Origin of the sequence: Parageobacillus galactosidasius, from assembly GCF_002217735.1 — a bacterium.
Classification (GTDB): domain Bacteria; phylum Bacillota; class Bacilli; order Bacillales; family Anoxybacillaceae; genus Parageobacillus_B; species Parageobacillus_B toebii.
On record NZ_NDYL01000001.1, the window covers coordinates 1,470,589 to 1,494,173 of the forward strand.

The 23,585-nt window shown below is 35.7% G+C and carries 8 protein-coding genes; all 8 read right to left on the reverse strand.

Annotated elements, in window-relative coordinates; all coding sequences use genetic code 11:
• Positions 1–5: 5 nt before the first annotated feature.
• Entirely contained in the window at positions 6–6,317 is a 6,312-nt protein-coding gene (locus B9L23_RS07705; RefSeq protein WP_089097200.1) for a lysozyme family protein, read from the reverse strand.
• A 10-nt stretch (positions 6,318–6,327) separates the two neighbouring features.
• Positions 6,328–13,305: a hypothetical protein gene (locus tag B9L23_RS07710; RefSeq protein WP_089097201.1), complete on the reverse strand. Its 6,978-nt coding sequence runs from the start codon at positions 13,303–13,305 to the stop codon at positions 6,328–6,330.
• Positions 13,306–13,319: 14 nt separating this feature from the next.
• Positions 13,320–19,313 carry a hypothetical protein gene (locus tag B9L23_RS07715; protein ID WP_089097202.1) on the reverse strand — a complete coding sequence of 1,998 codons (5,994 nt, stop codon included), beginning with the start codon at positions 19,311–19,313 and terminating at the stop codon, positions 13,320–13,322.
• Positions 19,314–19,463: 150 nt separating this feature from the next.
• A complete protein-coding gene (locus tag B9L23_RS07720) occupies positions 19,464–20,222 on the reverse strand; it encodes a hypothetical protein (protein WP_089097203.1) in 759 nt (252 codons plus the stop codon).
• A gap of 42 nt (positions 20,223–20,264) precedes the next feature.
• Positions 20,265–20,855: a hypothetical protein gene (locus B9L23_RS07725; protein ID WP_089097204.1), complete on the reverse strand. Its 591-nt coding sequence runs from the start codon at positions 20,853–20,855 to the stop codon at positions 20,265–20,267.
• 68 nt (positions 20,856–20,923) lie between these two features.
• Positions 20,924–21,724 (reverse strand): hypothetical protein, encoded by an 801-nt coding sequence (locus B9L23_RS07730; RefSeq protein WP_089097205.1) that lies wholly within the window; start codon positions 21,722–21,724, stop codon positions 20,924–20,926.
• A gap of 13 nt (positions 21,725–21,737) precedes the next feature.
• On the reverse strand, positions 21,738–22,724 hold the full coding sequence (locus tag B9L23_RS07735) for a hypothetical protein (protein ID WP_089097206.1): 987 nt from the start codon (positions 22,722–22,724) through the stop codon (positions 21,738–21,740).
• A gap of 89 nt (positions 22,725–22,813) precedes the next feature.
• A complete protein-coding gene (locus B9L23_RS07740; RefSeq protein WP_089097207.1) occupies positions 22,814–23,569 on the reverse strand; it encodes a hypothetical protein in 756 nt (251 codons plus the stop codon).
• Positions 23,570–23,585 lie beyond the last annotated feature (16 nt).

Genomic DNA, 23,585 nt, shown 5'->3' on the forward strand with positions numbered 1-23,585 from the left:
CTCTTTTATTTCTTTGGTTTTGGATAAGACAAATGCAAGTGGTTATGGTGATCGTTCGGACGATATTGTGCAAGCAATCCTTTGTATTTTTTCTTCATGGCTTCTAGAATGTAATAATCACCAAATACAATACCGTCAAATCCTAATTGGCAAGCTAAATCTGTCAACAATGTTGCGTTTTCTCTATCTTTTCCTGGAGGAAAACCTAATTTTCCACCGGATAAAATTCTCATCGTATTTGGCGTATCAATATCTACTCCATAACCGGTACCATGCCAGTTAGGATCATTAATCCGATAAGCACTTGTTACAGTGATGGTTTGACCTGTGTGTTGCTTATATAATTTTGCCAATTGATTCACTAATTGATATGTTCCTTTTCTCATCAAGCTTGTACTACTGCCGCCAGCTAAATGTATGTTAAATGCCCGATCACTTTGTTTTGCTGCATCAATTAATACTTTTTTGGCTTGAGCGTAAGATAAATGATATTTTTTCTTTCCTTCACTTCCCACTACTGTAGGTGCATCATCTGTACCACCTATTACGCATGGCGTAAGATCTCCTTTATAGTAACGCAGTACACGATCAACATATTTTGAATCACCATATCCAGGTGGAATACGAGAAATTCTTCGCCCTTTTTTTCTAACCATATATTCAGCGAATTCCCAAGCCAATTGCTTTGTATAACGGCCGCCACGTTTCATTACATAGCTGATAAATCCTTCTCCGTAGTTGTACGCTTGTAATGCAAGTTTTACATCGCCTTTTGATTTTTTCAGTAATTCAGCAAAGTATTTTACTCCTTCTCGAATACTGATTTCTGGATCTTTAATACAACCAATTCGGCCGCAATAATGTTCAGACGCTTGCATTGGGTCTAGTCCTCGACCACCAGATTCTTGCATCATTTGCGCCATGATAATTGGAACATATCCAGCTACTCCATATTTTTCTGCATATTTGCGAATTGTCGATTCATAAGCACGGACTTGAACGGATACATTAACTGCTTTTCCATTGACACCAATATCATTACTACATCCACCGCCGCTGTCATCATCTTGTCCTAAACCTGACAACCAATCGATAAAACGCTTCAAGAAATTTTCCGATTCTTTAACTTTTTCTTCTAAATCACTATAATTAGGTGTAATTTTTGATTCCGATTGAGCGTCTAATTTGCTTTTTCTTCCTTTAATCTCTTCATATGCGGCTTTCACATCATTTTTATACAACTCATAATCTAAACGACGTGGAGGCATCACACTGTTAACTAAACCGGTAATCACATTTTGAATATTAATCATTTCATTTCTGGATGCACTTTTTGTAGATGACGCAAATGGCAAGACATCAGAAACTTGATCTGGATAATTTGGTGTTTCATAAGCTTGCGCATCTACACCTAATAAAGCTAAGATAAACGATCCAACATGGCTAGTAGCAATAGTTTGCCATACATCTTTTGGATCTCCTGCAACCGAACCTTTGTGGCCATTAATTCCTGCAGTCCATGGATATCCATCTTTTTTCAATGGGATAATGACACATGCTTGTCGTGTCATTAAGAATCGATTTATAAATTCTCCAACTGTGGACACTAAAATTTCTATCAATGCCATTTCAATTGCGGATACAATTAATCCAATCGGACCAGTTAATGCAACTGCTCCAGCAGCGACTCCCCTTGCTAACGACATTAATCCTTTGGATGCTCGCAGAATTTTCGCTGCCTTTTTGCTGCCCTTCATTAAAACGGTGCTTGATTTAATTTTTAATTTTTCCAATTTCGCTCGATCAATTTTATGCGATGGGAATATTCTGGAGCGATATAACATATCTGTGCCTTTTCCTAATATTTCTTCTAACTGTTTTTGATCAACGTCATCGAAGATTTTAATAACTTTATCAAATAATCCGTTTTTCTTCCACCGTTCAATATCCTCTTTTGGTGTTCCGCCTTTTAATAATGCTTCTTCTTGTTGTTTGCGCTTATTAAAATAACTAGTAATGTTTTTGTTTTTAGCTAATTCTTTTGCTTTCTTTACAAACAGATTGTTATCAAATTTGTTTTTCATTTTACGAAATTGTTTAGCAGTATTCGCCCAAATCGCATTGATAATTGGCAATGTTCCTGTATATCCTCTTGTCGCAAGCCAAGCTCGAAGCAATAGTGTAGTAGCAGCAGCAGTAATCCATGAACAAGCAGTGAGCAAGAATTCGGCAATCTTTTTATCACGATTATATACAATGGCATCTGGCTTAATCATGGTGATAAATCCGACATCACCATTCAAAATATGAATGACTTCTTTCACGTCAGCTGGACCCGTAATGCTATTGTACGTATCTTGAATCAGCATAGTATCATATGGTTTTACCGATGGATCACCCATGACGATCAAATATCCGTCATACATATCTTTTACGTAATCTCGAAGCCCGGACATGGTAATGCGCAATGCGACACCTTCGTCAAAATACCACTGGAATGGCTTATTAAGGAGCGAACCGATAAACGGCATTTTATCAAATAGCCATACACCTTTTGCATTTAACATGGTATCAATGTTGACTGTTTTTTGTTTTTCTGGCCATATATTTGTATCTACATAAACAGGGATTGTCGTTTCTAATTTTCCTTCATTCATATACGTTCCCACTGCAACGGTATACATGTTTTCTTCAGTAGCTTGAATCGTATTATCAATAATTGTTGTATAGCTATCATAAAAATGTATTTGCTTAAATGGCTTGACATATGTTCCTGTTACTTGTTCCGATTTTAAATCCACTTTATATCCATAATGCAATGGGAAGTATGGTTTTCCAAGAAAGATGGTATTGCGAAAATGAAATGGATGAACAGCTACAATTATATCCGTTCCAATAGCGGCGGCAATATTCAACACATCCCAAACTGTTTTATCATATAGGTTAATATTGATTCCAACTTCATCTGCTTCTCCCATTCCTAATGCATCTTTGAAGCGATTCCACCATGTATCATGCTCTGTATTTAATAATCCTGTTGTTTGATACACATTCATATTAATTTCAGATATCTCTCTTCCTTCTCCTTGCAGAGTAATAAAATTGATAATATTTTTTAAATCCTGCCATCCTTGAGGACCGCCAGTTTCTCCAAAATGCATGATACCAAGCGAATGATTTTCGTATTCTTCGTTGCTTAATAAAGCAGATAAGTTTTTCCAAAAACCTTGAGAGTCTGTTAATAATTCATCGACAATTTCAGTTACTTCTTTTGTAGTGCTTAAAAATCCGGATGTATCATCATCAGGTTCAATATATGCATTTAATTTATTTGTTAATTCAATTCCATCGCTTTGTACAACCATCGTAATGGTTTCACCATTGTTTTGAAGCGAAGTGATCGTTCCGTTAATAATTGTTGGTAAATTAGCTGCGTTAGCACCATAGCCTATACGGAAATGCACTCTCACACCCGTTCGTAACATAATACTTTTATAATAATTCGCATCACGATGACGATAACGTTCTGTTTCTCGTGCAATTCCTCCCGGCATTAATAAATTTTGAATTAAATCCCAAAAACTTGTATAACTTAAATCTAACGATTTTTCCGCATCACTTAAAGAACCAAAAGCATTGCCTAATTCTACTACTAACGTAGAAGCAGCTTGTTTTCGACTGTTATTAAAACTAATATCCATGACAGCTCGATATTGAAAGTATTGATCTGACATTTTAACAGTGCCTTTAAATTTTCCTTCATCCACAAACGTTAAGAAGAAGGTTGGAAACGCTCGAATCAATCGACCTCTTCGATCATATTTTAACATATCATACAACATGCCTTTTTGAATATTTTGGCTTTTTGCGTAATCAGATTCTTCTAATCGATCCAATTCATCTGTCACTTTCTTTTGTTTATCTGATGGCGTAGTTTGTTTTGTGTTTTTGATATCTTTTAATGGCAATTCATTATATCGATCCTTAATTTTTTGATCAGACCAATCACTTGTTGATTTCACCGTATTTAAAATCGCTTGTATTTTTTTGACAATAGCGCTTTGTGGTATTTTATTACGTTCCACTAAGTCGTATAGTTCTTTTCGATACCCTAAGTATAAGAACAAGGTAGCCGCAAAATGTGCAAGATTTGTTTCACTGTTTTTCAGGTGAAACAATTTCATGACCGGTTTAATACTTACTTGTTTAGATTTCATGATTTTATCATTAACTTCATTCCAATAATATTTCATATATCGAATACCTGTTTCCACATTATACTTAATGCTTTGTTTTAATAAAGTTGGTGTCCCATAAGCACGTGGTACTCGCATAACGCCAATATAAACGTCTCCATCACGAAGTGTATAGTCAAAATTTTTGTCTTGCATGATCGCAATACCAGTCTTATTGACTTTGATTCCACCTAGATCTGGGTTTACCCCTTTTTTATAAAACTGTTTATAATTTTTATCAAAATAACGAACGAATCCCACTGCATAAGCATCTGAGAAACCATAGTCTAATGCTGTTTTTCGAATGAGTGCTTCCATTTCATTAGCTTTGATATTGTCTTTATTAATCGGATAATTGCTTTCTGGGAGCATATTTTTCGATGTTTCAGTTGCTTGCAGCTTGGAAGCATCGTTAATTTGTTGCTTTGCTTTCTCATTTAGTGTGTAAGAATAACCTACGCCATTGTCTGGATGTACAACTGCTTCGCCTCCCGCACCATCAATTAATCGAATCTCGTGTGTTTGTTTTATGGACTCATTTAAGATTCCAGCAAAATCAGCTGGTTCATCATATATTAAAAAGAAATCGGGATCGACAAAAATGCCGCCATTTGTATTTGGTATAGAAAATCCCGCTTCTTTTACCTCTTTATATGTTGGAAGCTCTAAATCTGGATATAGTTCACAATGACGAAAGACTTCTAATACTTTTGCATCATATACTGCTTGTTTTTCTGCTGTCATGGTAATATTAATATCCCGTAAAAGCTCTGATAAGGACTCATAAATTTCTATATCAAGAGGATCTGCTTCAAATAGATCAATTTTCCAATCTAATCCTAATGTCAATGCTTTTGCTTCATGCATTTTACGTTCTACACGATTATAAGCCATCATTGTTAATACTACATCATACGTATTTGGAAAACCTTCTACTGTTGTAACTTCCATATCTTCAATAGCTACATTTTTTACACCAAACAATCGAGTTAACTGATGATCAAATTGCAAAAACCCATTGGCCACTTCTTTATGATATTCTCTTGCGTAACTCGTTACACGTTTGACTAAGTTTTCTAAGCTTGCCAGTGCTTCTGGATCATCTGTCCGAAAACGAGCAACAATAATAGTGTCTTGTGATCCTAAATACTGATGAGTAGGAGAAGCATGCATTTGTAATTGCTGAGAAACAATATGATTTTCAAAACTTACACTAAGTTCTTGTAAAAACAAATCGCCAACATCCCATGTTTCATAATGTAAATCATATTCAAACCTAGCTTTTTTATATAATTCATTATACTTTTCATTAAATATGGTTTCAGCCGCTTCATTTCCCCATTCAAAAAGACCGCCTGCATTTTTAATTTTAAATTTTAACCAATCTTCAAAATCAGGTCCTACTTTATTTGCTTTATCTTCTAACCACTCTTTGATAAGTTTATATTTGTATTTCCGCCATTCTCGAATTGCTTTCAAATCATCTTCTGCCACAATGCGAAACATATATCCATCATGTAATTCTTGAACTAATGGCTCAAAGAAAGTGTATTGTCTTCTTCCGGTAGATGGTTCTAGATTTCGGCTATAATACCATCGAAATAATGGCCAGTTAAACATTTCATCGAAACTTCGTGCATTTTCACTATAAATATACGTAGATGGTTCAAATACATATGCCTGAATCATGGCTTGTAATGTATGAGGAAAACCTGGAGTAGTTTGAACTGTAATCCCTTGTATTGTGATTGCTTCAATGCCATGAACACTATTTAGATACGTGTTTTCAATTGGCAAAAATGGACATTTTTTAGCTTGCGCCAATAAAGGTCTTAATTCATGATTAATCGAGTCCATTCCAGGGAAAAACAATGTAATCGTAACGATACGATCATAATATCCTGATTCTTTTGGCATACTATTGCGACCACGTAATACAGGTACTTTTTTGTTTTTCATTTGTCGATGAACACTAATTGCTGTAGGAGGTACAATAAATTGTGAATCTCCAATACGCAAATAATGATCATCGAGAGGCCCATAAAGGGCATCTCGATCATCATAAACTGCTTGTTTTGCCATATGCATCCCCCTATATATTTTCTTCGATTTTATCTCGATACCAGAATCGGTTTAGTTTCTGAGTATTATCTTGATGATTTATCGTAATACGAGCATGTCCATGATTCATATTCGATTGTTGCATTCCTTGATATACCATGTGTGATAATTGTTCTGAATCATGACCTTTTCCTTTAGCTCGAATCGTAATATTGGCATTTTGTTGAGGAGCTGAATTATATAATGGAGGTTGTATTGCAGGAACTGGTTCTCTTGCTGTTTGTTCTTCCTGCATTGGTGGTTCTAACGGTTTATCGTGGCTAAGAATATTGTATAACGCTAAACCGCCAAGGGCAAGAGCACCACCAATAATTCCTCGTTTTAATCCTTTATTTTTAGATACTTCTCGCAATGTTTCTTTCACACGTTCTCCAAAATCGGCAAGTGTACCGCCAGAAGCATCCTCAACAAATTCCCCTACTCTTGCAGCAAAATCAGTTTCTCGCTCTTTTCGAATTTGTGCTTCTAATGATTGGTATGGTGTTACTTTTCGATGAACTTGTGTTCCATCATCATATGTCTTTTCCATTCGAATGCCTAACATTTTATGAATCATATTGAGCAGGGAGTTAGCCATTGTTACTTCTCGATTTCCGGCTTGTCCATGAACCATATCAACAATTTGTTTAACAGACATATTCTTTGCATTTAATCCATAACTTGTTCCAAAACGGAGAGATTCGTTATATAAGCCATTTTTCAGATTTTCAGTGATTTTATCTAGTGCGGCAAAGGCTTCATTCATTTTGTGTTCTCTTTGAAACGCAGATTCAAAAAACTCATCATCAATATCTCTTGCTGTTGTCCAATCTCCATTATAAATAGCTTGAATCATCTCAAAAGCGGGTGCTCTTCCTACCAATGCCTTTCCTTCACTGTGCTTAGAAGAAATCAGTTTTTGTTCTATTGCCGCACCAAATGTTTTTATATCTTCTTGAGCTTGACTGCCTTGTTCAAGATATTCATCTGCTAATTGATGCAAGAATAGGTTTAAGTTAGAAGCCGAACCAATTGCACGTTTACCGATTTTTGCTGCCATTTCTTCTTCTGTGTTTGGAGCAAATGCTTCAAATTCGGAAGCACCACCTGTAATATATTCAGCATCAAATTTTCGATCTGCTGTTGATTGTTTGCTGATATGTTCTTTGTAAAGTTTATCTAATTGTTGTAGACGTTTTTCATAAAGCATTTTCCATTCTTTTTGAATTTCATCATTGTCAATCACTACAATGTGATCATAGTCACCGTCTGAGTCTGCTTTCATCCAAGCAGACATTAGAGAAGTTGTCAAAAACTCACCTTGTTTTACATTTTTACCGATCCGCAATTTTGATACTTGCATTGCGTTTTTATGGAATGTTGGATAGCGCACATTCATCACATACAAGTCATCCACTTGCTTGCCTAATTTGCGCAAGCGTTCAATTTCCATGAGTTTGTCATATACCCCTAATGCTTTTGCATCTGCTTCTGAAATAAATGTGTACTCACCATCTAATTCCATCGATGTTTGTGGATCTAACAATTTAAACAATCCAGATGCGGAATTTGGCATAGTTGCCTTGAAAACATCATCACCTAATAATCCTTTTGAAGATGAAATTTGCTCCACTAATGTTTGATAATAATCATCTACTGATTTTTGCAAACGACCAAGTGCTTCATTTCGTTCTTTTCTGTTCTTGCTTGCATCTACTTCTTGAGCACGTCTATAAATATCCGCAATTTTTTGTTGTAATTGACGCAAGTAAATGTCGCCATTTGCCCCCTCTAAATTCATGAAAGGCACAAAGATGCGATTAATAGGTCTTCTTTCTCCATCAATATTCAAAGTAACAAATTTCTCTCCTCCGCTAGTTGTTTCTACACTAGGCAGTTCTAACCAATAACCATGCTTTGGAGCTTCAACTCCTTGCTCCCCTAATAAATTTATTACATATTCCTTATCAAAAATTGTGCCACGATACGTATATTCATCTAATTCTAATTCTGGTAATGGTCTAAATTGATGAAGCTGTAAAGCACGATGCTGATCAACCATTTCATGTTCTGGATACACCAAGCTTGTTAAGGCAGTAATATAGTTCTGAGCTTCTTGCAATCGACTGATTGCTTTTGGCCGATAACGGCTATCAGGATTAAGTGTCTGATAATAAGCGTAGTTATCTGCATCTTGTGCTTGAGCCATCATAGTATCAAATACCATTTCATATGTTTTGAATAATCCTAGCTCTTGTAATACTCTCATTTCACGGTGCGCCCAATTAACACCATCACGGCCGACTTTGTATACTTTACGCAAGTTTCCTCTTTCATCATGCCAAACTTGAAGAACTTGCTGACCAGTTTTATCTACAACACGACCATAATTGCTAACTTTACTTACTCTTGTTTCTAAAATGGCTGTTTCATATCCTAATGATGTCTTATCTTGAATACCTAATTTCTTAAAGATCTCATCGAATTTTGTAACAGGAATTGGTTCATTTCCTCGTTGAATAAATACTTTATTTTCTTCATCCCACACTAGATTCACTTTGCTTGCTTCTTTTAAAATGTTTTCAAACTCTTTTTGTATTTCAAATCGTCTTTGTCCTAAAGCGCTAGCTTTATCTGCAAATGCTTTTTGTAACTGTTCATATACCTCTTGTGCATGTTGCGCTAATAATTTAGCTTTACCTGATAACCACATGCCATAATCTCGGTGTTTCTTGATATTTGGGTTTAATACCATGCTTACACTATCATCGCCTACGATAGCTGCAAGCAATTCACGGCTAATAGTTACATCTGTTGCTTTTTCTCCTTCAGCAATTACTTTGAATGCCTGTTCTCTCCATTTAGCTCCTACACGACCGTTTTCAACGAATAATTTAGCATTATGTTTGTTTTCCCATCTAACTTCTCTTCTTTGACCGTTTACTATTTCATAACCAATTAATTGCCCAGGTTTTATTTCAGATCCATCATCTAATCCATCTAATAATTCAAATCGCTCAGGAAAAATCTTTTGTTCCATAACTTGTAACTGATCCATGACATCGGAAGCGATCAAACCTTGCTGTTCATAAATTCGAGGGATCGCAATTTTATTTAAAATCGGTTCTTTTGTTTTAATATCAAAACCTTCAATAATTCCTGATTTAAATAAAAGATCATGATATTCAGGATCATTCGCTAATTCACGAATTCGATCTAATAATTGCTGATCATTCATGAATGCTACTTTTAAATTGACACCCATATGATCAGTCGAATTATAACGATTACGCCATTCATTTTCAAATGCTAATTGTTTATCTGTCGCAACTAATGGATCAAATCGAATATAGGCATTTGTGGATTGACTCACATTTTCCAATCCATCTTTTATTTCTTTATCTAATAAATGAACATTCATAAATTGAATTGGGTTGTCACGACCCATAAATGTGTAATATCCATAAGGGATATAATCTCGAATGTCTTGCATGCTAAAGCGGCCTTTAGCTACATGATCTGCTTTTACTGCAGAAGAAAACAATGGAAATGGTTCTCCATTTACTTGCAGATTATTGAGCCAATCTCCAATAGAAACTAATACTTCATACGCCTTTTTATTCGTTAAATCATCGAGTGTTACAAAACGCTTTAATTGGCCATCTTTATCAAACACATCATTTTTAAAATCTTCTCTTGTGATAATTCCCCTATTATACAGATCGTGAATATAAGCGCTTTGAACATCCACTTGAGATTGTTTAAAGAAATCCGATTGATTTCGATTGTAGTAATACGAATCGCTATATGACATATTACGTTGAATACCTGCTAATTCCTCAATGGCCTGATTTAATGTCCGTCTTGCTTTTCTGTTGGCTAATTCAATATCTCCTTTATGAATGGAATCTAAAATATCTCCTAATACTTGTGAGTAATGTTCTGCAATCATTTCTGCAGAAGACTTGAGAACCGTTTGATTGTTTTCTAAAAATAGGAACGAGCGTGCGTTTAATCTTCGATTACCAATAATATGAACACCTTCTTGGCTAATCAAAGGCATGAGCATTTCCACTGCTTTGTTATGTCTTTTGCCTTGCAATAAATGCTCCATCACACTGGTGCTGTGCTCCGGCCGAAAGATAGTAATTTTCGCTGTCTGTGCATTTTCATCATAAGATAATGCAACTTGAAGATTTCTGAAATTTGAATGTTCTTGTAAATCAGCTAATACTCTTTCTAATGCTTTACGATTATTTGGTGTTAATCCTGATAAATGTGGTTTATCCAGCGTTTTTAATTTTTCTTCAAAATCAGCATCAAATTCAATACGTGTCCCTTCTGCTTGTTGTGCAGTGAATAACACAGTAGTAATATTTTTTGCTCGTTTTACAGCGTCTTCGACATATCGCATATTCGCTGCTCGGTCAATCTCTTGTATAGCAGTATTTGCAGACAAAGATATTGTGTCTTTCATATCTTGAAAGCGAATTTGATGCATTTGCATTTCTGCAGCAATCATTCGAATTGTGTTATACACACTTTCATTGGCCGCATTCATTTCTTGCCAACGATTAGCCATTTCTTCAGTAATAATCTCTTCTATACGCAACGATTTAATCATGCGATTAATTCGTTCTCGATAACGTGCTTCTCGAATACTTGGGTCTTCAATATTTTCCTTAATCTCTTTTTGATACACATATTTTTGAATGCTTTGCTCCACTGTTTCTGGCGAATAGAAATTAATGCTATGAGTAGTACCTTCTTTATAATCCGTAAAACTAATTCTCCGGTTATTCAATTGATCAAGCCAGCGATTACTTGGAATTTCAGCTTTTGGTTCTTTATCTTGAGTCAATTCTTTTATACGTTGAGTATACAAATACCACGCTAAATCCCGTTGTTGACGAACTCTAGTCTCTAAATTAGTATTTCCTTTTGCTTGTTCCATTTCTTCTTCAAATGCTTGCTCAATATACCGCAATGCAGGGAGATAAACATCTACTTCGGACAACAGACGATTTTTCATTGTCCAAAAATCTTTTTCTTCATATGGGTTATAAATCCATCCTCTGTCTGGGTCATATAAGCTGTTAAAGTCCATTTTAGACATCATTTCTTCATGCGTCATTCGGTATTCAGATAATAATTCTTGATAATGTTTATCTTTTACTTGTTGAAATGCTTCAGGTGTTACTTTTTGTCCGTCTAATTCTTGTCTTGCTCGCTCTTCTGCCATTGCTTCCAAGTTTTTATGCTTGCCTAAAATTCGTCTTTGTAAAATACTTGCGTTTTCATACAAACGTTTTGCCGCTTCAAAGCCACCGGTTTTTCCTTTTCCTGCTTGGCTTAAACTAAATGCACGCAAATAACGGCGACGAGCTAAGTCTTGAGCATGGTATTCGTAAATCTCCCGCTTTTCTTGTTCTGTAAGACCATCTACGTTTAAAAATCGGCTTTGCAAAAATCCTGCTAATTGATCTAAAGCTTGTTCTCCTTCTCGAATAATGAAAGCGTATTTGTCATCAGCTATATCATACAATTGAATTCCTAAACGCTTCGTTTCATTATCAGATAAATCCACAATTCCGTCTAAGCGATACAATGTTTTTGAGTTAATAATGGTTGTGTTAAACGAATCGCTAAGAGGAATAAATTGTTTTGCTTCTGGATCCCATTTCGCCTGAAAGGATTTTTCTCCATCTGCATACGCCTGAACTCCTCCAACCGAAAACAATAGTTGCCCGCTTTGTAATCTTTCTTCACTCCAGCTAAAGTAAGGCGAATCAGAACGATATCCTTCCAACACCCTGTTTTGAAGTAATGGTACGCTTCGTTGAATCAAACCTCCTAGACCTTCATCTCCAATATCATGCAAAGCACTATGCGCCTTGGAAGTATCAAATCCTAATGTGCGGCGAAACTCTTGAAGCGTTCCCATTGTGGTTATAAAAGGTTTTCTCTCAATGTTTCGCCCCAATTCTTCATGTAAATCCTGTATATTTGGAGAAATAACACGAATTGCCTTCATGTAATCTAAATGTTGTCTTGGTCCAGATACTGGTATGCTGTGACGTTTTCCCCATTCTTCTAATACAGGAATATCAAAATACTCACCGTTGTAAGAGACAAAGTATGCATTAGAATGTTGCTGTAAAAAATCTTGATAACGCTGAATAGCTTTTTCAATTTGCTCTCCATGTTGTTTTAGCATTTGCAACCCAGCTTCCATGTGATTCAAATACTGCGACATATTCGCAACTACTTTGCTGCTAATAATTTGATCGCTTTCATCTAACACTTGAGAAATTACTGCATTGTGTTTCAAATCAATTAAATTACCCTGTTCATCATAAATAAATTGTGCTCCAGTGTCACCGTTTGATAAATGAGAATAACGCATTAAGTTTACAAGTGTTTGTTTCTTCCATTCCTCTAAAGAATGAAAGCTGTATTTATCCGAACGCAATTGACGAATTGTTTTACGTATCTCATCTTCTAATTCTTTATCCGGTGCAATCAATTGAATAAAATTATTACCCGTAGCAACACGATTCAATCGTTCATCTTTTCGATATCCTTTCATTGCAATTTCAATCACACCAAATGGCGATTTTCGTTCCAAAGCATCTCCTAATGTTTCAATATCAAATGTAAAATACTCCGTTGCTTGAGTGAATTTTGTAAATTCTCTTAATACTCGTTGTGCATCGTTTACTTTGTTTGTTCGATGAAAAGTGCGAAGACGGGAAAGTATTTTGCTTTCTTCTATCGGCAATACATCCCCATCATAACGATTTAATAATGAAATTATTTTATTTACATTGCGCTCATATGCTTCATTTTCTTGTTTGTAATTTCGTTGCATTAAATGGAATTGTCCAATTAAGCGGAAATCCCCTTCTTTCGGAAGAACCATTGGAATTCCCGCTTGTTCTAATTGTTTTTGCGCTTCATACATGTCCATTTGTTCTCACATCCTTATGGAAGATATTTTTCCATATTGTATTTAAATTCATTTTCAATTTCTTGGCTTCGATCTTCCTCATAATGAATTGTAACATATGTTTCGTTGCCATAAGAAGGCTGAACTAACACTTGCACATCATATAATCCTTGTCCTTGCATGATTTCTCGAATATTGCGCTCCACATCTTTATAACCACGAAATGTTGCAGAAGTAGCATGGATATCTTCATATGGCAAGTCTGGAACATATTGAGCTGCTTCTACATCGTCAGGCCAATAGTTAAAGTCACTTAAATCCAACCCATATTGTTGCACAACTTTTAATTTAATGTCTTCCAGACTAAATTCTGGTCTCCATCCCGGCCAATCTGGACCTGGAATATTATATTTTCGTGCATAATATTCAATTGGTTTTTGAGGCTCTAATCCATATCCCCAAAGAGCCTTATAAATACGCCTTTGGTTTTCTGGAACCAATTCTAGAATCTTTTCTCGTTCTTCTTCGGTAGCATTAACGAATTCGTTAAAGAACCACTTATCTTTATACGGCAATGCCGCAATGATTTTCATTCGGTCTTCAAAAGGATCAATTGCATATAGTGTTGTATCTCGTTGTTCTTTATAATACAAAGCTTGTGCGACTGGTGCAGGAAGAATCAATGTATCCCATTCTTTTGATATCTCTTCAAGTTCTTTATTGATTTCTTTTCTGCGCTCTTCCCAACCTTTTGGCTGATTCAAATACAACCAACGTTTTTCTGCTTCTAATCGCTGTCTTCTTTCTTTGGTTTCTTGTTCTTTTTCTTCGATGTATTGGATTAATTTATCAGCGTCATATCCCATGAGACGCAGCTCTTCTTTTGCCTTCTCATACAAACCAGAGAATTTCAAATACTTGAGTATGTCGAAATACTCATTAATCTCATGCTCAATTCTTCTTCGTTCTGGGATCCATCGCTCTCCAGTGATTGCTTTATACAATTGTCCATATAGATTTAACAATAAGCCCGTAGCGGCCCCTAAATATACTCCGTATTTTGTATTTTTTCCTCCACCTAAAATAATACGACCAATAAAGAAACCTACTCCTGCTCCACTCATCGTAGCCATTAATGGATTATCATGACCTTTCATTCTGTCTAAAGCAGGGATTAAATAATCACTAATACCCATATTTTCCCATGTAGCCCAATCTTTTCCGTAGATTTGATCTCGTTCATATTCTTCTAAAGCTGTACGTACTTGTAAAAACTTAGTATTCAATGCTGATTCAAAATGGGCAATGGATTCCCATCTAGAACCTTTCGCAATTTCTTCTGGTGTAAATCGTGCCCAAACACCAGCAGGTGAAGTATCATTCACATTTTCTTTCATTTCCCCTCGTTCAATTAATTGACGGTTTAAACTTTCCAATCCACGGAATACAACAGCTCGCATTGTTCCGTATGTGTCATCTACTATACGCTGACTTGGATCTTTTGCTACGCCAATGACAATTTTATCGCCTTCTTGGAAGTATTGTTGCAATACTCCTTCTGCTTTAACTCGTGTATCTACTCCGGCTAATCGGATTGGTGTATCTCCAAATTCTTCGGTTAAGAATGTATAATCATCTAAAAATTTCGTAACGGTTACTTCATATTTTTCTAATTCTGCATCTTTAAAAATATATGGTTGAAATTCATATTTCTTTTTGCGTTTGGCGACTTGTCGTTTAATTTCTGCTGCTTCTTTTCGTAATTCTGGATCTTCAATGTATTTTGTTACATAGTCTCTCCAGAACTTATATTCCTCTGACCATGGAGCAACATCTGCTAAGATTTTGAATCGATCAAAAGCGCCATACATGCCAAATTGGTCAGGATGCAATTCATTTAACGCTTCATAAGCTGGACCAGGCAAACGATATTCACCATATGGAATTTTTGAGTATGGGTCTCCGATTTGGAAGTTAATAAAATAATCAGCCCCAGGCAACCAATCCGGCATTGTATTCCGAATTGGATTATATCCCTCTAATTGTGCACTATCACTGCGAATAAAACGGCGGAAAATCTCTGAGAACTCTCCACCTAATGAACCTAATTGCATCTCCCAAAAAGCATTCGAAGCATTATACGCTTTATCCGCTTTTTCTATAACCATTTGTCCTGTATATGGATTACGTTGTAAAAATTCGTCCATTAACAACCAGTTATAAATACCATGTGGTTCTAACCAGTTGCTTGCAAATTCTTGCGTTCTCCACTCCATGCTTCGTGGATCATTCAACTCCATTAATTTTCTGCGATCCACATTTTTTTGATACTCATATACCGGTGCGTATAAATCTCTTGGTTTGGTTTTAATTTTCACATCTTCTGGTGGTTTGTTTTCCGCTGCTCTTGCAGCTGAAAATGCTTCGTCAATTGTTCGATATTCTCCTTGCATGCGAGCTGGCATATAAATGGCTTCTTCAGATTCTGTGTCGTAAATAATGACATCTCCTGTTGGTTCTCCTGTTTCAGCATTTTGCCGAGGTATTAATATATATTGCTTTGGTGGTGGAGTGTCGCTTTCTTCATATGGTGCTAATTTTTGTTCTACGACTTGTTGTGCTTCTGGATTTAATTCATCTTCTGGAATTAATATTGGTGCTTCTTGATTGACTTCATAACCGCCATATGCTTCTGGTGATACATACACATTGTATTCTACTCGACCACTAGGAGAAATGCGTGTTATAACCGGTGAATCAGGACGCTCTCCATATTGTTCTGTTTGTTCTTGTACGAGTATTGGATCTCCCCAATATTCCATATGCATTTGTCGCACAGGCTTGATAAGATTTCCTATAATCAAATTGCCTAGATCACCAAGCAATGGTGTATTTGGATTAAACAATTCTCCTGTTAATAAATATGGCCGATCATAATAATGTTTTCGTTCAAACCAATATAGATCCGTCATTCCAAGCAAATGTTTTAATCCAAACCAGTTTTCAATTGTTGGAAATAACGTATTCGTCCATACTTCTTCTCCACTTCCAATAACATCAGTATATTCCCAATCACTATGAGCAAGGCGATAACTATTAGGCGCATATTGAATGACACGATCTCCACGATAAGCGCTTTTTGAACCAAATGCCCACCATCTGCCTTTGCGGATTTCTTCTACGCCTTCAGTAATATCTTCATAAGTTTCTTCTACACCCATTGTGTCTTCTTTATGAATGGATGAATATCCCGTTCCTGAAATAGTTCCTGCAATAAAATTGAATAAATCACCAGGGCCTACTTCTCCAATCATTGGGACATAGAAAGATGGAGCATCATCAAAGTGTTCAATGCCAGGGCGCAACATACGCTCTCTTTGCAATTCTTCCAATGTTCCAAACTGCTCACGAGCTACTGCTTCTTCTAAGCGGCGATACGCTTTATAGTTTTCCCAACGTTCTGTAATTCCGACACCAGTATATTTATCCACTTCATAATCAATATATTTATAAGCAGTAACACCTGCAAATACCGGAAAAATTCGTTTCAAGAACAGTGAACTCATTAATTGCAACGGACTTCCCATAGAAGCATCTGAAAATCCTAATCCCACATTTGCTAATGCATCTTGGAGACGATACCATGGATAATAACTTACAAAGATCGATAAAGTCGTTACATCTTCCATGTTTCGTCTTCCTGTAAAGAAACTTAATTGTTTTGCCTTGTCTGGAAAATCAGTGAAAAATTCATTAATTCGTCCGAGCAATGTATGAGAACTAAACGCTTTGTTTACTGCAATGTACTCATCACGAATTAAGTTTTCGATGATCTGACTTTTATGAGATTGCCAAATAGGATGAGTGGATTTTATCATCTCTTCTACACTGCGTTGAAATTGTTGTTCTGCTTCTCCCTTTCCTCTAAATAACGCTGTCAAGTTTGATAAAGCCACTTCTTCATTGCTGTAAATTGGTTTGGCTGCTTGTTGGAACATATAATAACTAATAAGCCATTCGGCTTTTTGTGCATCTGCTTTTAAAATGTCACCGGATTGTCTCCATTGCGAAATCATGTTTCGAAGATTTAATAATGCTTTTTCTTCGCTAATCACGCCAGCCGGCTTAATTTGTACCATTTGACGAATTAGTTCTAATCCTACTTGTTGGCGAATAATATCCATTCCGGTTTGTACTCGAACATTACCGCCAATGAATGGATTAGTTTCCCCAATTGGATATTCCCGTCCTAAAAATTCATCTGGATTTCGTTCATATTTGATATATGTTCGATACAAATCCCAGTTAGCTGGTTTCTTTCTCCCAATAACTTCACCTTCACTATTAAAGCGATATGCGTTATTCATGTGCAATTCTTTAAACAACTTCAAAATATCTTCGTCTCTTGAAAAGTTAATTTGATTCTTTTCGATAAATTCTTGGAGATATTCCGGTAAATATGACTTGATTTTATACAAAACACGAGGAGAAAAGCCCTCCGTAAAGTGTTTAAAATATTTATCCATCTCATAATAAACATCTTTGTTTTCTACACCTTTTCGAAAGGCTTGTTTAAATATATTGCGTTCCCATTCTTTATCAAAAAACTTTGTGATCACACTTAAATATTCACGTAGCTCAGAATCTTTACTTTGATTACCAATATCGAATAACTCAAATAGTTTATTGCGCTCTTTTGGTTCTGTCATTAACTCGCCAATATGACGAGTAATCTTTCCAACCGTACCAAAGCGTGCAGAGGTTAAATACATATCTCTTTTTGGGTTTAAAATTGTCAATGGAGCATCTTCATTTATTGCTTTATCATCAAACAAACGAACAAATTTACCATTTACATATACAACTGGCTGACGCAATGGTTCCTTATGATGAATTCCCATATGTGCATTTAATACTGGCTGAATGGTTCCTCTTTCAAATATACGAAAACTGACACGTTCTCGTGCTAAACGCACATTCAATGCATCTCGAATATGCATTAATCCACCTGGAAGCGTATCAGCAAACCATTTCATGAATCCTCGATTTATGTCACTAAATACTTGATAATCGATTAATTGCATTTCTCCATTGACAGTTCGAATATATAAATTTTCATCGAAAATAGCTTCTTTAAATTTTTTATTGTATTTCAACACATCTTGAATTTGCACATGCAATTCTGTGTTAAGTTGAATTTTTCCTTTTTCATGCAACTCTAGAATATCCCCTACTGTTGCTTGACGATGACCAACAATAAGAGATTTAATTTCACCATTTCTTCTTGCAATATCCTGCATTTGTTTAGCAGTAAATTCTCGTAATTTTCGTTGTACTCCTTCAACCCATGCTTTTCCTTCTTCAGTTTTTATAAATTGTGTTCTTCTATGTCGATCTCGAATTTCTAATACTGTTTTAATTGCATCATTATTACGAACACCAGAAGAACGAAGCAATGCATTAATCTCGGATTTTGTTCCATATTTCAATATCTGAAAATCCCCACGCCCTAATGCATCTTCAATTTGATTCGCTATATCTTTCGTCAATGCATGTTTTCGAATATCTTTCATTATCGCTTCAAAACGTAATCCTTCTTCAATATGCAAAGGGATTTCTGTCTCTAATAAATTTTGTCGTTGCCGCAATATCCGTTGAATATCAAATTCTCTTCGAGACAAAATATCTTTCTGTTTGTATTCAGATAATAATTGTTGCTTTCGTTGTTGGTACCGATCCTTAATACTCTTTAATCGCCGCATAGATACTTCTTTTCGCAATGCTGGTTCTTCATCTAATACTTCTTTAATAGACTGTAATGAAATACGTGCTTCTTCATCTAAAAATTGAGCTATTTTACGCATTACTCCTGTTCGATGACCTAACGCTAACAATCCTGCAGCAGCAATAGCAGCAAGTCCTGCTTTTTGATACAGTGGCATTTCTTGTCGTTCTTCTTCATTTGCTAAAAATCGACGATAAGCATAATCAGAACTCTCATCTTTTTTATAGTATTGCAACCCTTGCATGAATATCCCACTCTTTCCCTTCAAGGATTTCTAAAGACCGAACAAAATAAATAGCCCAACATGTCTGAATACAATCTTGTCCAGCACCATATGATCGATTTACCCGTGGATCATACATGATACTACTTATACATTCCCAAAATTTAAACATCAGTCAAAATCTCCCCATAATTCTTCTTCATGTTTAAACCAAGATAATTCTGGGAACACTTCATCCATGTTATTTCCTTGCCAGTTAATTTTTCTTCCGTGTTTTGCTTCATTTTCTGCTAACATGGCCAATACTTCTTGTTCTGCCAATTTATTTGGATCTTTTGGTGTAGAAGCAGATGATGATTGAGATGTCTGAGTATTGGCTGATTCTTTTGTAAATGTGTATTGATATGATGATGGTGATGGCTGTGTTGCAGGTGCCGGCACAATTGGCACTCCTCTGAGATTCATTAAAATCCATTCAGCTCGTGATAAGTAATACATTAGTTTTCGAACCGACCAACTTTGTATTTCTTCTAGTGAAAATTCTGGAAAAGCTTCATGAATAATGCAATCCACCTGGTAATCTAAAATATTCATTTCTTGACGATATTCTTCTAATAATTGTTCCGCTTGCTTGTTATGTAATCCAGATGCATCAATAATAGCATTAGACAATACTTCTGCAATCCCCGCTAAACCTTGTGAGAAATCATAATCTTTTGGGTATAACACTGCTTCTTTGCAAATTCGCTCCTGAAAATCACACAACTCCAAGTTTTCTTCTAACAATCGTTTATACTCTTCTCTCCCAATAGCACGAAATATAAACATGTAACAAAATTCTTCTTCCTCATCGGTAATTGTCAATTGATACAGTTCAGGATATTTTCGTTTCCATCGTAAGATTTGTCGCTGCAATTGTTCTGGTGTCATATACATCCCCTCTATACAAATAAAAGCAGAACCATGTTCTGCTTACAATTTAATTGGTGCTGTTTTTGCTATAAACCCTGATTTATCCATAATCATCTCAGTTAATAAACTTGGAATACCTGCTCGTCCGTTTTCTGTGTATTTTTTGCACGAAAAATCATATGGGAATAACACACACTTATCAGCAATAATTTCTTCACGATCTAACATTGTTAAATCCTGATTACGGACAATTTCTCGATATTCTGGCCGAGATAATGTACGCCAAATAACAATCAAATCTTCAAATGGAGTAAAATACACTTGACCATATTTTTCTTTCCATGCTTCTACTTCTTTTCTAGTTGGACCATTTGCAAATACTGGAGATTCCCACTCTTCTTTTGTATACATTTCGCCACTTGGTGCTTGAATCATTTCTGGCTCATCTACTGCATGCTCTTGTGCATCTGGCTTCTCTATATCTTCTGTTTCTGTTGGATCACATACATCTCTTGGTGCCTCAAGATCTACTTTTTTCCATGCCTGTTTATTTACATCATATTCATATAAATTTGGTTTCTCGTAAGATATTGGTTTCTCAATTTTTTCTTGCTCATGAAACAGATCTAATTGCTCATCTTTCCGTGACATAACTCTTCCCCTTCCTGATACAATATTGAATAATTACGTATTGTGTTACATTAATATTATAATCCTTTTTATTTCATAATTGAAGCCCCATTAATATCTCTCGCAATAAAGGTATATACTTCTTGGATCGGTGCTCCTTGATCGCTAGTAGATGCCCGTTTCGAAAAACCTGTAATTTGAATGCCATTAATGCTTTCTACAGTAAGTGATGGCATTCGTCTATTAGGGTCTTTCGAGCTGTATACTTTACGTTGCTCATTCATAATTGTTTCTTCTACTGGACCATAATGAATACGAATATCCAATCCTAATGGATTATTTTTTTGAAAATATGGTGATCTCCAATTACTTAGGTACTTCCCTTCTTCATCAGTTAATTCGCCCCATATAGCTTTCTCATATTCCTCTGCAATTTGCTCAAAACTTTCTTTCCCATACAATTTTAAAATCTGATCCAGTTTTAGTTTTTGATAATATTTCAGATCAATGACTTGCTTTTTATTTCCTGTTTCCAAAGCATATTGGATAGCTTCTGCATGTTCTAATATTTGTTGTAAATAACCGGTAGATGTAAAATTGATGGAGAATTGTCCACGAACAATCCGTTGCCCTCTAGCAACTGTATCAAATGTATATGAGCTATAACCATAAATCGGTAAAACTTGTTCTTCTAACACAAAATCAATACTAGTAACTTCATCAACCCAAATATCGCCAATATAAAGATGCACATCTGCGCCTGAAAAATACTCATTTGAATAAATCTCATATTCTACACGAGTATCTTGACGATGATATGGATCTCTGCGAGGAAAAGGTTGATATCTTGACCAAGCGTTGTTGTAATTATGAAACATTACTCGTGCCAACGGTATTCACCTCTTATATAAACTGATGTTTTGTGGCTATTTTTGATAGCGGATCAATATCTAATGCATAAAATTCATATACGTTTTGTGTCATGATCTCATCTACACTCATTACTTTTCCTTCTGTATACGTTGTCACGCCGTATAATGTTAGCATGGATTGAGATCCATATTCGTTAGCCATCGTAATAGTAATATCAAATAACGGCATTTCATCCATTAAAATACGATATCCTTGTTTTCTTAGTTCTTCCATGCAACGATAAACAATGCTCTCATCAAATACAGTAAATGTTAAAATACCAGAGATCGTTCTCATGCCACGAGTATACCCTTTCATACTAATACGCCCTAATGAGCGCACCGGTACTTTTTCTCGATAAATGGAATAAGAAATACTCGATAATTCCCCGAACACAATTGGCCCTTTTCCCGGAATGTTAATCGTACAAACCATATCCGTTCCAGAATAACTAGACTGAGGGCGCAAATAATGATAACCGACATCTTTAGGTTTTGAATGAAATGTGCGTGTAGGGTATTGTTTTTCAAATTCTATTTGTGTCTCTTCTTCTTTGAGAGGGCGCAGATCAGCAGGCTTCCATATTGGTATGTTCTGTATGCCTTCCCCTTTACGTATTAATTCTTGTTTGACTTTTTCTTTTTCTTGCTGAATATCACGTAAAAGCTCACGATAACGTCTTTGATCATTTTCTGGCATAGATAAGCGAGAAGCATAATCTGTTATTTCTCTTTCAATCCATACAAGATATCCGTAATAATCATTTGTTTTTAACTCATCATACAACAATTGAAAAATACCTTTAATGGTCCATATTTCATCCAACATATCTATGTGTTGCATCATATAACGAGCAGCACTTAACAATCTTCGTTTGATTTGACTTCTTTGCATATCTGATGCAGTAATATTCTTTAACATTTCACTTTTAGCAAATTGAATCAATAATTTTGCAATGAACATATATAATTCACTCATATATTCTTCTTCCCTTCTTGAAAAAATTGGACAGCTAAATACGCTGTCCAATTCTTGTTTCTTATATAGTCACCCTTACGGCTTATTTCTTATATGATTAATGCTCCGCCTACTGGTTTATTATCTTGGACAGGGCTACCGCTTGCTCGACCCTCTAAGCGCAAATTACCTTTACGTTCAACTGGTTTAATCTTTCTAGCAACAAATGTATATGCTTTTGCTGTTACAACATCATCCACAGAGAATCCAGATCCTTCATTTAAAATTTGAACTCCGTAGATTTCCATTCCTGCACGTTGCCCGAACTCGTTAGCCATTGTAATAGTTACATTGAATGGCATCAACTGATCGGCGTATTCAGGAAGGAAGAAGTCTGTTAAATTATCAGGATTAAATGTATTCGTAGCACCATATCCAAGTTCTGTCATTTTTTCATCCCATGTTTCAATACCATAACCAGTAGTCGTTCCACGAGTTGCTTTTAATCCATTCAAAATTTGCATCTCTAATCCCATGCTGCCATTCATCCCTTGGCCATTTGCATTAGCAATAAATGTTTGATAGCCTAACATTTGCGGAGCTTTATTGTCGTAATTCTTTCTCATTTCTTCAAGCAATGCATCTCGGTCGAATTGAACAAATACTAGAGATCCACTAATTCCACGTTTTCCACGGCTAAAGCTGCGTGGGTCTGGAGATCCCATCGTGTAAATTGGAGCCACTTCACGAGAAATACTATACGTAATAGCTTGAATTTCACCAATAACACGACCATTAAATGTTGCTACAATATCAGCACCAGAAAAGCTGGAAAATGTGCGAGTATATTGTTCTTGCTGAATCATGCTACTTCACCTCTTT